The sequence below is a fragment of the Shewanella sp. MF05913 genome, from assembly GCF_059758095.1.
Window position 1 is genome coordinate 289,936 of record NZ_JCAYNT010000003.1, and the last position, 14,927, is coordinate 304,862.

At 39.6% G+C, this 14,927-nt stretch carries 14 protein-coding genes; 1 reads left to right on the forward strand and 13 read right to left on the reverse strand.

All coding sequences use genetic code 11. The features are described from left to right. Positions 1-24: 24 nt before the first annotated feature. The 5 genes from sucA to sdhC form a co-directional block, all read right to left on the reverse strand. On the reverse strand, positions 25-2,847 hold the full coding sequence (sucA, locus tag AC19MV_RS06985) for a 2-oxoglutarate dehydrogenase E1 component (protein ID WP_432404752.1): 2,823 nt from the start codon (positions 2,845-2,847) through the stop codon (positions 25-27). Between the two features lie 211 nt (positions 2,848-3,058). Further along, positions 3,059-3,766, reverse strand: a complete 708-nt coding sequence (locus AC19MV_RS06990) for a succinate dehydrogenase iron-sulfur subunit (RefSeq protein ID WP_011637799.1) — start codon at positions 3,764-3,766, stop codon at positions 3,059-3,061. A 16-nt stretch (positions 3,767-3,782) separates the two neighbouring features. Then, entirely contained in the window at positions 3,783-5,549 is a 1,767-nt protein-coding gene (gene sdhA, locus AC19MV_RS06995) for a succinate dehydrogenase flavoprotein subunit (protein ID WP_432404749.1), read from the reverse strand. Continuing rightward, positions 5,550-5,897, reverse strand: a complete 348-nt coding sequence (gene sdhD, locus AC19MV_RS07000) for a succinate dehydrogenase, hydrophobic membrane anchor protein (RefSeq protein ID WP_432404746.1) — start codon at positions 5,895-5,897, stop codon at positions 5,550-5,552. Continuing rightward, on the reverse strand, positions 5,891-6,286 hold the full coding sequence (sdhC, locus tag AC19MV_RS07005; RefSeq protein ID WP_498306607.1) for a succinate dehydrogenase cytochrome b556 subunit: 396 nt from the start codon (positions 6,284-6,286) through the stop codon (positions 5,891-5,893). Before sdhC ends, sdhD begins: the two co-directional genes overlap by 7 nt. Before the next feature lie 410 nt (positions 6,287-6,696). Between sdhC and AC19MV_RS07010 the strand changes: the two genes are divergently transcribed. Beyond that, positions 6,697-7,983 (forward strand): citrate synthase, encoded by a 1,287-nt coding sequence (locus tag AC19MV_RS07010; protein ID WP_432404740.1) that lies wholly within the window; start codon positions 6,697-6,699, stop codon positions 7,981-7,983. Between the two features lie 484 nt (positions 7,984-8,467). Here AC19MV_RS07010 and AC19MV_RS07015 read toward each other — a convergent pair whose 3' ends face one another. The 8 genes from AC19MV_RS07015 to AC19MV_RS07050 form a co-directional block, all read right to left on the reverse strand. After that, positions 8,468-9,496 (reverse strand): hypothetical protein, encoded by a 1,029-nt coding sequence (locus tag AC19MV_RS07015; RefSeq protein WP_498306609.1) that lies wholly within the window; start codon positions 9,494-9,496, stop codon positions 8,468-8,470. Positions 9,497-10,152: 656 nt separating this feature from the next. Continuing rightward, on the reverse strand, positions 10,153-10,590 hold the full coding sequence (locus tag AC19MV_RS07020; RefSeq protein WP_498306611.1) for a hypothetical protein: 438 nt from the start codon (positions 10,588-10,590) through the stop codon (positions 10,153-10,155). 224 nt (positions 10,591-10,814) lie between these two features. After that, positions 10,815-11,345 carry a hypothetical protein gene (locus AC19MV_RS07025; protein ID WP_498306613.1) on the reverse strand — a complete coding sequence of 177 codons (531 nt, stop codon included), beginning with the start codon at positions 11,343-11,345 and terminating at the stop codon, positions 10,815-10,817. 24 nt (positions 11,346-11,369) lie between these two features. Beyond that, positions 11,370-11,966 carry a hypothetical protein gene (locus AC19MV_RS07030; protein WP_498306615.1) on the reverse strand — a complete coding sequence of 199 codons (597 nt, stop codon included), beginning with the start codon at positions 11,964-11,966 and terminating at the stop codon, positions 11,370-11,372. A 207-nt stretch (positions 11,967-12,173) separates the two neighbouring features. After that, the gene (locus tag AC19MV_RS07035) at positions 12,174-12,620 is read right to left on the reverse strand and encodes a hypothetical protein (RefSeq protein WP_498306617.1); all 447 of its coding nucleotides are present in this window, start codon (positions 12,618-12,620) and stop codon (positions 12,174-12,176) included. Then, on the reverse strand, positions 12,620-13,438 hold the full coding sequence (locus AC19MV_RS07040; protein WP_498306619.1) for a TIGR02594 family protein: 819 nt from the start codon (positions 13,436-13,438) through the stop codon (positions 12,620-12,622). Before AC19MV_RS07040 ends, AC19MV_RS07035 begins: the two co-directional genes overlap by 1 nt. Before the next feature lie 175 nt (positions 13,439-13,613). Continuing rightward, entirely contained in the window at positions 13,614-14,720 is a 1,107-nt protein-coding gene (locus AC19MV_RS07045) for a PoNe immunity protein domain-containing protein (RefSeq protein WP_498306621.1), read from the reverse strand. 4 nt (positions 14,721-14,724) lie between these two features. After that, on the reverse strand, positions 14,725-14,927 hold a 203-nt coding region (locus tag AC19MV_RS07050), incomplete at its 5' end, for a PoNe immunity protein domain-containing protein (RefSeq protein WP_498306623.1).

Sequence of the window (14,927 nt, forward strand, 5' to 3'; positions counted from 1 at the left end):
GCTTCCCTTTATATAAATTATCTATTACGACAGTTTTAATGCGCTATTAACTAATGATTCTTGCTGGTGTACATGCAGTGATGGATAACCACATGCTGGTGCAGCTGACGCTTCACGACCGGCATAAGTTAGTTGAGCACCTGCAGGAATGTTAGCCCAGAAGTGATGCTGGCTACAGTACCATGCACCTTGGTTTTGCGGCTCTTCCTGACACCATACAAAATCTTTAACATGTTGATATGTTTCTAATGCTGCACGCATTTCCACATCAGGGAATGGGTATAGCTGCTCAACACGAATAATGGCAACATTAGTGATGTTTTCTTTGCGACGTTTTTCAAGAAGCTCGAAATACACTTTACCACTACAAAATACAACGCGATCAACCTTGCTTGCGTCTAAAGTATCAATCTCGCCAATAATATTTTGGAAAGTGCCTTCAGCAAGTTCTTCTAAACTTGATACCGCTAACGGGTGACGCAATAAAGATTTAGGTGACATCACAACCAATGGACGACGCATAGGACGTACAACTTGGCGACGCAACATGTGGTAAACCTGTGCCGGTGTTGATGGCACACATACCTGCATATTGTGGTTAGCACAAAGTTGTAAGAAACGCTCTAAACGCGCACTTGAATGCTCTGGACCCTGACCTTCATAACCATGAGGCAATAACATTGTTAGACCACATAAACGGCCCCACTTTTGCTCACCAGATGATAAGAATTGGTCAATAACCACTTGGGCACAGTTAACAAAGTCGCCAAACTGCGCTTCCCAAATGGTTAATCCACCAGGTTCTGCTGTTGCGTAACCGTATTCAAATGCAAGTACTGATGCTTCAGACAAAACTGAGTCTGTAATATCAATTGGCCCTTGTTCGTCAGCCACATTACGCAAAGGTAAATAGGTCGTTCCGTCGTTTTGGTTATGCAAAACCGCATGACGATGGAAGAACGTGCCGCGACCAGAATCTTGACCGGTAATGCGAACGCGCTTTTTGTCTTCAAGGATAGAAGCATAAGCTAAGGTTTCAGCAAAACCCCAGTCTAATAATTTCTCACCTGATGCCATTGAAGCTCGATCGGCACAAATTTTAGCAACGCGAGACTGTAATGTATGGCTTTGTGGAATATCAACCAACTTGTTGGCTAAATTCTGTAAGCGTTCCATCGACATTGAACCTGCGTAATCTTCATCCCATTCGCGATTTAAATACGGTGTCCAGTCAACAGTATGCAACGTCATAGGACGCCATTCTTTAACCACACAATCACCCGCATCTAACGCATCACGGTAATGGTTAATCAGCCCGGTCACTTCATCAGCAGGAATGCTGTTTTCAGCAATTAATTTGTCAGCGTATATTTTACGTGGAGTTGGGTGTTTTTTGATTTTGGCATACATTAGCGGCTGCGTTGCACTAGGCTCATCCGCTTCGTTATGGCCATGGCGGCGATAACAAACTAAATCAATCACCACATCACGTTTAAACTCATTACGATAATCTACAGCCAGCTGAGAAATAAACGCTACAGCTTCTGGATCATCTGAATTCACATGGAAAATGGGCGCCTGAACCATCTTCGCGATATCGGTACAGTATTCTGTAGAGCGCACGTCAGCATGGTTAGATGTGGTAAAGCCCACCTGGTTGTTGACGACAATACGAATACTACCGCCAACCGTAAAGCCACGTGTTTGAGACATGTTAAATGTCTCTTGCACAATGCCTTGACCGGTAATGGCTGAGTCACCATGAATGGTAATAGGCATCACTTGCAGGCCGTCTTTACAACCACGACGATCTTGACGAGCACGAACAGAACCAATAACCACTGGATTAACGATCTCTAAGTGAGATGGGTTAAAGGCTAACGCTAAATGGACATTGCCACCTGGCGTTTCAAAATCTGATGAGAAACCTTGGTGATATTTAACGTCACCTGAGCCATGAGTATCAGCATGCTTACCGGCAAACTCGTCAAACAATTCAGCAGGACGCTTACCTAGCACGTTAATAAGCAAATTCAAGCGACCGCGGTGAGCCATACCCACTACGATTTCTTTCGTGCCAGCTTCACCTGCGCGATAAATGATTTCACGCATCATCGGAACAAGTGCATCGCCACCTTCTAACGAGAAACGTTTAGCACCAGGGAACTTAGCACCAAGATATTTTTCAATACCTTCAGCCGCATTCAAGCCTTCAAGAATACGTTTTTTAACTGCATTATCGTATTTGGCTTTACCTAATGTCGGTTCAAGACGTTGTTGTATCCAACGCTTTTCATCGGTGTCAGTAATATGCATGTATTCAGCACCGATAGAAGCACAATAAGTACTTTTAAGGGCATGAATGATATCAGCAAGTTTCATGGTTTCACCGCCTAAAGCGAATGAACCCGTATTAAACTCACGTTGCATATCTTCAGCATTTAACCCGTGATAAGCAGGATCTAACTCTTGAACAGCTTCACGCTTCCATAACCCTAATGGGTCTAGATTGGCATTTTGATGGCCACGAAAACGGTGAGCGTTAATTAACTGCAGAACTTTAACTTGCTTCGCATCTAGCTCAGGGTCGCTGACGCGAGCAGCGCCTTTAGAGCGACTTTCTAGGGCTAAACTGCGGAAATAGTCACGAACTTTAGAGTGGGCAGTTTCCGGTACTTCGACAGAGGCACCTTCAACGGGAGGAAGATTATCAAAAACAAGCTGCCAATCAGACGAAACTGATTGCGGATCTTCTTGATAGGATTCATACATCTCTTCTACGTAGGACGAGTTCGAACCATTTAAATGTGACGACTCGAGCCAGGCTTTCATGATGCCTTGGTGCATTGTTATTCCTTTCAAACTTGATACACGTGCTAGCCATAAACATAACAGTGAGTAACGAAGTTACTTCACACGTAGACTGACATTATCTTCAATAAGCTAAAAGATAATAGCAGAAGGTCTTACTTATAACGCACAAAAGAGCCATCCCCAAGATTGAAGATGACTCTTATTAGAACTTAATAATCTACATTATTTTGCTCAACTTCGTGCATTAAACAGCTCGCTTAAGCAGCATTGACTTAATGTGACCAATCGCTTTAGTTGGGTTTAATCCTTTTGGACAAACATCAACACAGTTCATGATGCCATGACAACGGAACACACTGTAAGCATCATCTAGTTCAGATAAACGCTCTTCTGTGGCCGTATCACGACTGTCAATTAAGAAACGATAAGCATGTAATAAACCGCTTGGTCCGATAAACTTATCAGGGTTCCACCAGAAAGATGGACAAGCAGTTGAACAACATGCACACATGATACATTCATATAAACCATCTAAATGAGCACGCTCTTCAGGTGATTGTAAATGTTCACGAGCTGGAGCCTGTTCGTCATTAATCAGATAAGGCTTAATTTTTTCGTATTGCTTGTAGAACTGAGTAAGGTCAACAACCAAATCACGAACTACTGGCATGCCTGGTAAAGGACGGATTTCAATTTTCTTCCCTTTAAAGGTCGATAATGGCGTGATACACGCTAATCCGTTTTTACCATTCATGTTTACACCGTCAGAACCACACACACCTTCACGGCATGAGCGACGGAACGCAAGCGTTGAGTCTTGTTCTTTCAGTTTAATTAACGCATCTAACACCATCATGTCAGTGCCATCAGGCACTTCAAGGGTGTAATCCTTCATATAAGGCTTGGTATCTACATCAGGATTATAACGATACAATGCAAATGTTAATTTCATCTTTTGCAACTCCTGCCTAATAGGTACGTTTTACGGGTGGAAACGCTTCACGTAATTTAGGTGTCATGTTGACATCACGTTTGCTCATACCTTGAGTGACTGGGTTATACAAACTATGACATAACCAATTATCATCATCACGATCTAAGTAATCTTCACGAGAATGCGCACCACGGCTTTCAGTACGGAAGTTAGCTGCATAAGCCGTTGCTAGCGCTGTAGCCATTAAATTATCTAACTCTAAACATTCAATACGTTGAGTATTAAATTCTGTCGAATTATCAGATAACTTAGCATTTTCAAGACGCTTTTGAATTGCTTGTAGCTGTTCTAAACCTTCAGCCATGGCATCTCCACTGCGGAAAACAGAGAAATTTAACTGCATACACAATTGAAGGTCTTTACGGATAACCGCAGGCTCTTCACCGTCTTTGTTGCTTTCCCAACGATTAAGACGAGCAAGTGATGCATTAATTTCTACGTCTGAAGCAGGTTTTGGATCAGGTGTCGCATCTAATGCTTTACCTAAATGCTGACCAGCAGCACGACCAAATACCACTAAATCCAGCAGTGAGTTACCACCTAAGCGGTTTGCACCATGTACAGATACACAAGCAATCTCACCCACAGCAAATAAACCTAATACATCTTGTTCAGTGCCATCATCATTCATACGAATAACTTGACCACTCACTTTAGTCGGTAAACCGCCCATCATATAGTGACAAGTTGGCAACACTGGAATTGGACCATCGGCTGGATCAATGTGAGCAAAGGTACGAGACAATTCACATACACCAGGAAGACGAGCTTCAAGGGTTTCTTTACCTAAATGATCAAGCTTTAGTAAACAATGCGGACCTAAAGGACCGTCTAAACCACGGCCTTCACGAATTTCAGTCATCATTGAACGTGCAACCACGTCACGTGATGCTAAATCTTTCGCGTTTGGCGCATAACGTTCCATGAAACGCTCGCCATCTTTGTTTAATAGGTATCCACCTTCACCACGACAACCTTCAGTAACTAAAACACCTGCACCAGCAATACCCGTAGGGTGGAACTGCCACATTTCCATGTCTTGTAACTGAACGCCTGCACGAGCAGCCATACCAACACCGTCGCCAGTGTTAATGTGCGCATTAGTGGTTGAAGCGTAAATACGCCCTGCACCGCCAGTGGCTAAAATAGTTGCTTTGGCTTTGAAATAAACAATCTCGCCTGTTTCAATTTCAATCGCAGTACAACCCACAATAACGCCATCTTCGTTTTTAACGAGATCTAATGCATACCATTCAGAATACACATCTGTTTTATGCTTGACGTTTTGTTGGTAAAGGCAATGAAGCAACGCATGACCAGTACGGTCTGCTGCTGCAGCAGTACGAGCGGCTTGCTCACCACCGAAGTTACGAGACTGGCCGCCGAAAGGACGCTGATAAATTGTGCCATTTTCGAAACGAGAAAACGGTAGACCCATTTGCTCAAGTTCGATAATTGCTTCTGGACCGGTTTGACACATAAACTCAATGGCTTCTTGGTCACCGATAAAATCAGAACCTTTAACCGTGTCGTACATGTGTTGTTCCCAATGATCTTCGTGCGCATTACCTAATGCTACGGTGATACCACCTTGAGCAGAAACGGTATGAGAACGAGTCGGGAACACTTTAGATAAAAGCGCACAGCTCTTACCTTCTTTAGAAATCTGTAATGCCGCACGCATACCCGCGCCGCCGGCACCGATTACGATTACATCAAATTCGCGTACTGGAATACTCACTTAAACACCCCACACTATTACGATGCCTGACGCTAAATAACTAAAAGCAATCAATACAAAGGTAAACTGTAATACACCGCGTAACGCTGTATTTTTGACATAATCAGTCAATACTTGCCATACACCAATCCACGCATGGATAAGCAAAGCAACTAACGTTATAAGGGTAAATACTTTCATTGGAAGTGAACTAAATAAGCCATTCCAAATCTCGAATGTTAACGGGGCACTACACGCGATAAAGCCAACTAAGAAGACAGTATAACAAGCGAGAATCACTGCGCTTGCGCGTAATAGAATATAGTCATGAACACCACTGCGTCCAAAACTTGCTGCGTTTGTTACCATACCCAAATCCCCGCTATTACTGATAAAACCGCTGCTAAAGCAAACGTAGCTTTAGCTGATGCTGTACCCGAAGTTAACTCTTCCCAACGACCGGTATCCATCACTAAATGGCGAATGCCACCTAATAAGTGATAACCCAACGCGGTAAGAATTCCCCAGAGGATGAACTTCATCACGAAACCATCGAACAAGGATTGTACGCTAGCGAAACCTTCTGCTGATGTTAAAGTTGAATTTAACAACCAAAGAAGGATACCAATAGCAAATAGCATGATGACACCGGAAATGCGGTGTAGGATTGACGCGATAGCTGTCGCAGGAAAGCTTATCGTCTGCAGGTCTAGATGGACAGGTCTTTGCTTTTTCACGTTCTGCTCACTCAGCTCCATTGAGCATTGTTTTTGTTATGTGTCTATTTTTTTGCTTAATGGACAATGTCGACATTCGGCATAACAGTATTAAACAAAAAAACAGACTACTCACACATCTTAATCAGTTGAGAAATCACTATTTAGTTCGTAAATTCATCATTCCTAAACTGTGACGTTGGTCTCCCTTAGGGACGCAGGCAAGTATACTCGTGGGAATTGTCAAATACAAACCTCACATTATGCAAAATAAGTTTTTTTATTGATTTTTTATTCTAATGCAAGCGCAGAGCGGTTTTCAGCTGACATATACCATGGTCTAACAAATTTAAACGCTTATTTAAATTGATCTGTGATCCACATTCACTGTACAGTAATGTCCGCTTAACATGCCGCACTCATAGATAAGAATGACGTAAGGAGAACGGGGTATGGCTGATAATATAGCCAAATTAGAGTTACCAGGAAACGATTCAATCGACCTACCGATTAAAAAAGGTACTGAAGGTTTTGATGTAATCGATATTAGCACACTTGGGAAGAAAGGTTATTTCACCTTCGATCCAGGCTTTTTAGCTACTGCATCTTGTGAGTCAGCAATTACCTATATCGATGGTGATAAAGGTATTTTGTTGCATCGTGGATACCCAATTGAACAGCTAGCAACCGAATCGACCTATTTAGATTTATGCTACCTGCTCCTTTACGGTGAATTACCGTCGAAAGTTGATTACGAACAATTTGTTGCCACAGTGAAAGAACACACTATGGTACATGAGCAAATTGCATTCTTCTTCAGAGGCTTCCGTCGTGACGCACACCCAATGGCTATGCTATGTGGTGTAACCGGTGCATTATCTGCTTTCTATCAAGACTCTCTTGATGTGAATAATCCAAAGCATCGTGAAATTGCAGCTTACCGCCTAGTGTCGAAAATGCCGACAATCGCAGCGATGTGCTACAAATACTCAATGGGACAACCTTTTGTTTATCCACGTAACGATTTAAGTTATGCGGGTAACTTCCTGTCGATGATGTTTGCTACTCCGTGTGAAGAGTACAAAGTTAATCCAGTCGTTGAAAAAGCAATGGAACGTATTTTTGTATTGCATGCTGATCATGAGCAAAATGCCTCTACATCTACAGTCCGTTTAGCAGGTTCTTCTGGTGCGAATCCATTTGCATGTATCGCAGCTGGTATTGCTTCGTTGTGGGGGCCCGCTCATGGTGGTGCTAACGAAGCTTGCTTAGAAATGTTAGAAGAAATCGGCAGTGTTGATCGCATTCCTGAGTTTATCGCGAAAGCGAAAGACAAAAACGATCCATTCCGTCTAATGGGCTTTGGCCATCGTGTTTATAAGAACTTCGACCCTCGCGCTAAAGTGATGCGTGAAACCTGTCATGAAGTCCTTAAAGAACTTAAAGTGGTTGACCCATTATTAGACGTAGCAATGGAACTTGAGCGTATTGCCCTTGAAGATGAGTACTTCATCTCTAAGAAGCTATACCCGAACGTTGATTTCTACTCTGGTATCATCATGAAAGCCATTGGTATCCCTAACGATATGTTCACAGTGTTATTTGCACTGTCACGTACTGTTGGTTGGATTTCACATTGGAAAGAAATGTTAGATCAACCAGGCCATAAAATCAGCCGTCCACGTCAGTTATACACTGGCGAGTCTGCGCGTGATTTTGTGAGCGTTGATAAGCGTTAATCACCTGATTAACCAAACTAAAAAAGCGCCGAAAGGCGCTTTTTTGTTATCTAAGTTTGGATAAGACTGATTATTATCGTAGTAAATAAATCAACGTTTAATACCTGTAATGATTGCTAACCTAATTCAGAATAACTCCCCTCTAAATTGCTCTCAGTTAATCTCAAAACAACAGTATCACTTGATAAAGACAACTCAACATCAAATTGTAATCATCCAGAAACCTGTTAGATTGGCATTATTATCAGCTGGCAAACCGGTGTAAATTGCATTTAAATTAATGAGGAAGACTGAGAATGTGATGTACCACAGTGATTAAGTAGTAGCGTACCATCTTCAACAACGGGAACAATTGGGTATTACAAGACCTTAGCTTCGACAAGCGCATCGTATAGGGTATAACACTTAAGCCATAGTTAAAGCAGGTGCGTACCTATAACGCACCGTCATAATCACTCAATCGAACTATAAAAATCTGACGTTTTTAGCTAGGTATGCCTTCATCTACTATTGGCGATGGCACACTTCGTAAGGGAGGATTATGTGTCACTATCGATTTTTGAAAGCTCACATTTAAATCAGCCAATGACTCAATGCCAAACTCTTTTAATGCTGACATCAATTGCTCTCCCTTGATATTTTTATCACGCAAATCAATCACAAAGCTTTGTAAGTTTTGCAGTTCCGCTAATATTTTACAGACTTCTTTACTGAGTGGTGCCTGCGCTTCTTTTAACGCATGATAAGCTGCTTCTCTTGCGCTATCTGATGATGAGAAAAGTGTTATTTTTTCATCAAATACCGCGTGTAATTCTGTCTTATATACTGTTAATTTCTCAACAATATCAGCAATCGCAATCTCTTTTTGACTATTAAACTCCTGCTTAACCTCTTCAATACGTTCAAATACTTTTTCTAATCGTTCTTCATAATCGTTAAAGTCATTCACCACTCGCCATAAATCAGCAACAGATTGTTGTGGGTAATCCGCTTCTTCAATCATGCCGAAAATTTCCATTCGAACCGCATTTACCGCTAACATCGCAGGTTTAATGGCTGCTATCGCAAACACACCTATCACAGCATACAATTGATATTCAGACGTCATGCCAGGCACGTGGCCTGTGACAAAGTAAACAAGACCGGCATTAATAAGATGTGCAACGACAGCAATAGTCGCGGCTTTAATCTTGATTTTTTTAACCCTGACCAAATCATTGGTTAAATCAATACTGTCGGGCTTTTGAGGGTGTGTTGCTCGCCTCTCTAACATGGTTTGAGCATTACGGGCTATAAAGTAGGTGCTACCGATTAATAAGCTAATAGTCGAGACATACCAGAGATAAAGCGTTGCTGAAACCCAGACATGAAATTCAAATTCAGGAACGTCATATTGTTGAGCAAACCATTTAATCAACACGACAAGCAGAAATGTCCCCACAATCCAACCTAACCACTCCTTGATTGTTTGAGTGTAAAATTCGCGTCTAATTTCGCCAAATATATCGTGCATAGTATTCCTTTACGTTATTGATGGTGTTATTGATGGTGTTTATGGTGATGATGATGTTGATGTTGATGTTGATTTAGGCTAATTTCGGTATAAATTAGGCGTAAAATATTATAATGATAAGTTTATTGAGTTAATACTGGTGCTAGACAAATAATCACCACTTACCAACAACAGTGATAGTAAGAAATATCATCTTAGCGAACAATAGTGTATCTCAATCTCGCCATGCTCTTTCATTAACCGGTCATATTAGTTGGCAACACAACCGCTGAGGTGATTAGCAGGGATATTTTTTTGATGCTTTTGATGTATGCCCGTTAGGGAAAAATCATAGTACGACAATTGATTTATCATCTTATCGTTAACAAATTCGCTATTGTTAACTTCAATGCTTCCATTTGCGATGTTGATTTCACTTAAATTACTACTTAACGTAAAGTTTGGATTTCAACTAGAGTAGAGTCAATACATTGGTACCTTTTCAATACTTGAAGCATATTTCTAGTATGATATTTAATCAAAAAATACTCTGTTCCGTCTTTTTTATTAATGTTATGTCTGGTTTAAGACGTTTAATTCTAAAGGTATAACTGTTTACCTATACCTTTAGAATTAAGGCCAACGAATAAAAACATCATAACTACTATTTTAACTAACTAGAAATCTTCAATAGAGCCCAACTGACTAAAGCTTGAATCATCACAAAGCCAATATTCTTTTTTACCATTTTTTTGTATTGTTACTGATGTTTCTTTAGTAATCATATTAAGTTCTTCGCTGTAGTAGTCACTCACGATAACTTCACTGTCGCCGAGTGTGAAAGTCATACTGTGCTCTGTAACTAAAGAGCGATGGTAGCTCGATTTACTCATATCACTAATTAATGCTGCATTAGTAAACTTTGAATTTTCAATATTGAATTGCGCTAATTTAAACGAATTATCCATTTTACTAATAACAACATCTATCGATTTAGGCTTATCAGCGTGGCATTTAAATATAATTTCTGCCTTATCAAGCTGAGAAGCACTACATGATGCAACTAAAAAGAAGGGAAAAACCCACAAAGCATTAGAGAATTTACTTTTTGTCATATTTTCCAAATGCCTTCTGCAATTTAACATCATACTTATTCTGTTTGCACGGCGAACCATTACATTCATAGCATGTTGTTAAAACTGATTTTTTTCAGTAAGTTATCGCTTAATTACTCATTGGACGTAAATGAGTGTTGTAATCATTTATTGTGAATAAAAAACAAACTCATACGGTTACCCTGGACAGCATAACTATTGAGGTGATTAGCAAGGATATTCTGTTAATGTTTTTTATGTATGCCAGTTAAATCAAAATCATAGTACGACAATTGATTTATCATCTTATCGTTAACAAATTCGCTATTGTTAACTTCAATGCTTCCATTTACGATATTAATTTCGCTTAAATTACTACTTAACGTCAAGTTTGGGATTTCAACTAGAGTAGAGTCAATATATTGGTATCCTTTCAATACTTGAAGCTTATTTCCAGTATGATATTTAATCAAAAAATACTCTATTTCATCTTTTTTTATTAATGTGATGTCTGGTGTATGCCCCTTCAAACGGACAGCAATATACGGAACACCCATATCATATGCTAGAACATAAGTATCAAGAGTCGGTAAGCAAATACCCGATTTATCTTCATGTAAAAGTTTAACTTGATCAAACTTTTTTGACTTAACATCATCATTATTAAATTGAACTGTTATAGGCTTTATCACTTTTATTTGAATACAATCAGAAGCAACTGCAAAATGACTCACTGTCAGTAATAAGACTGTTAAAATAATTAATGTAAACTTCATATACACCTATCAATAAGTTTGTTTTTATTGATGCTTAGAATGTCCTTCCTCGACTAATTTGTCTTGTGCGAGCTTAATTAATTGAGCAGCATATTCTTTATTAAATTCAAACGTAGTATTATCAAAAACGTACTGGGCGTGATCACTAACCGCTAGCCAATTCTGTTGTATTTTATACAGCTTTGCTAACTCTTCATGAGCAGCAATAACTGACGATTTAGGTAGCTCAACATCCAATGCTAAAAACTCTTTATGGAGTGAAATAGCATGATTAATATCTTGCGCTATAAACATACCACTTTCATATAGCCAAGCCAGTGTAGAGTAAGCCATAGGGTCTTTTGCATTGACTCTTTTTGTTGCTTCCTTAACTAACCGAACACCATTACCTGTGTGCAAACTAAGTGGAACCAAACCTCTCCAATACCCCATACCAATGGCTTTTTCACACCAGAGTTCAAGCTTCTCGGGAGCATTAATTAAACTTTTTTGACACTGTTCAGCTGCAACACTAACCTTTAAGTGAGGATCATTTATATCAATTGAATCATCCCACCGTGGATCTGCAGCATTGGCGGAAATAGCCACACAGAATAAAGATAATGAAAATATTTTTATCATGTCAAAATACTACTTAACCTGAACTCGGGGTAATAAATGGGAGTAAAATGCTTAGAATCAAATCATTAGGGTTCAAATATTCAAACTTGCCATTTGTTTTGCTAACAAGGCGAATTAATGCGTCAATAGCTGGCCTATTGCAAGTTCATTCAACACCGTTAGCGAGACAAAGGGCTGTTTGAAAAGCTTTGTTATCCCGAGTTCAGGTTACTTACACCATTCTTCGAAAGAGTCCATATTTATCAATTTTTTTTTGTTTTCAGATAACCATAAGTCAATCGCTGTTGAAAGTTTGAATTCTGAGCCAGTACCGGGCCAGTAGTAGTAGTTTCCTGTACTATTTATACACAGTGCGATATAAACAGGAGTCGAATTAAAAACGACATCTTCACCTTGCTCGACAAGCATCTCATAAGTTATATTTTTGTGAGATTTTCCTTTATAGGTATCAAGAACGTCAGCAAAATAAACCTGCTTTTCTAATCCATCATCTTGGACCGTTACTTCTACTTTAGTGACTTTTATTTTAGCAAGATAATGAACATTTTCGATTGCTTGTATAAAACCGTTTAATTCTGATGAAACGACGCTTTGAGCTATAGCGGAATGTATAACACCGACTAACAAGAAAAGGATGACTATTATTTTTTTCATTATGCTTCACTTCCTGCAATCGATGACTTTTGAGTATAAATAGGTAAAGAGGCCGATGATGAATCAAAGTTGGAAGGGACAACAAAATCATCCCATACCTCTTTTTTATACTTAGAAACGTTCACACTATTACTTTGATTACCTCCGAGCATAAACAAATACTGACCATCAACGCTTTGCCCTACAACAAACGCTACGTGGCCACCACCTTGCCTTGATTTTATGCCTATAGCACCGTAAATAGGTTGAGTTATGGGTTTACCAAAATCAATCCACGATTTCGCTCTAAAAGCATTTTTCACGGGTTCAAAATTATTTTGTTTCATCACCCAAGCAACAAAAGAGCCACACCAGGCATTTTGACCACCACTGTCATCAGTTCCCCAAAACTTAGACGCCTTAAAGTATTCTAAAATTTGAGGGTTTGCTTTAGTACCCGCAACTTCGGATTCACCTACCTCATTAACGGCTGTTTTCATCCAGAAAGCATTAGTTACAGGCATTTTTAAAGAGGTATTTATATTAGGAAGCACCGTTACACTTAACAGTTTTTCATTCATCTTTCGATGAGTTCGACCATTAGCATCAATTTTACCGTCTGGTCGCACTATGTTGAGCATTTTACTTTGAAATAGCTTTATCGCTGCAACAGTTTTAGAGCTTTCAGGCCTAGAGCCTAAACGGCCATCAACAATTAATGATTTTGTAGGCGGGATAAGTATGAGTAATTTATTTAAAGCCGTTTGTACTGTTTTTACATCGTTTAGATTGTTAGCACTACCCAGCCCGACAGCTTGAGTTATTTTTATTGATGACATCGTATTATCCTTGTCTTTTTATATAATCTTTTTGAAGCACACAGGTAGTAAAGTTAATTTAATAAATAAGCACTACTAATGTATTAAAAAATTTATTTTTGTAGATCTACCTCTGTACCAAATAGAACGATCAACGTTGTATTAATATCCAACTAGGATGGTTGGCAATCTTAATTTAATTTAACCCTTGTCCTAAATTATTTAAATTTGAAATTATCCATTTATAAAAAATTAAGCTATCAACTGGCTGTTCCTTATGAGGAGCCACGGCAAAATCATAATTGAGGCAAAATAGTAGTTCATCTCTGGTAAAATGACATTGGTCATGATTTTTAAAGCAACCCCTAACCTGCTCCCATAAATTCATTGCACTATCAAAGTAGTTATCTTGCCATTTCTGCCTAAATTTAACGGTTGGATTATTTTCAAGAGTGAACACGGACAACTCATGTCGAGTTAACGTTTTTGCATCTGGATAGTAGTTCCCGTTATATGCTGGCACTAAATCTGCTGCAATCATTGGATGAGCAGGGATATCTCTAACATCAAGCAGATTAGCAACTAAAGCATGTTCAAAACTCCAATACCCAATGTAATAATCAGTATATTCAAACTCACAATCGCAATCATGATTATCATACCAATCAGCTTCAGTTAAACTACTGTACCATTGATTAACGAACTGCGAGAGTAATGCTGGCTGCTCCGAGGTGTCCACACTAAAAGCATCTAGTAAGGGTTGATAAATATCAGGATAGTAAAGAGTATTTGAAACGGCACGATTAGCATCCCCTAAGCGAATAGCAATATTATCTAATAACGCATCTTTCCCCTGCTCCCCAATCTCTGCTAGTGCTGATTGAATATGACCACTAGACGCTTTACAGGCAACAAGCAATGAAAGCCACCATACTGCATAAACATAACGGTTAATATTAGGCGAACCACAAGCCTCATCAGCACCTCCTAATACCTCAAAGTCTATACGATAGAATTGATGCGGCGAAGGTAGTTTATCCAGCATGCGAGTCAACTGTTGACGGTACGGTAATATGGCGAGGACATAATGCGCAAGTTCATCAACGGAGGTGCCATAAGAGTAGTGGGTAATGGCACGCATTATTGCTAGCTGAAAGAGTTGTTGAGCCACATCAACTCGCTCGGTGGGAGAGGTAAAATCTCCATTATCTAATCCATCTTGTGTAAGCTGCATTTCACTCTCAAATTCTGCGACTAACTCTTCGAAATATTGAATATTTCGACGTTTATCCCTAACAGCCATTAACTTACTCCCCATTCCAGTGCACTAAGTCTTTTGGGTAATAAGGATGATTAAGATAAATGGTGTCATCAATCTTGTACAGTTTGGTTACCAATGCAGCCTCCCAGCACCAATAACCTATATAAGCATCTGTACTCATCAAGTGATAATCAGGACTTCCCTCTAACTTATACCAAACCTCTAGATAATCTTTTAATAATTCAGGAC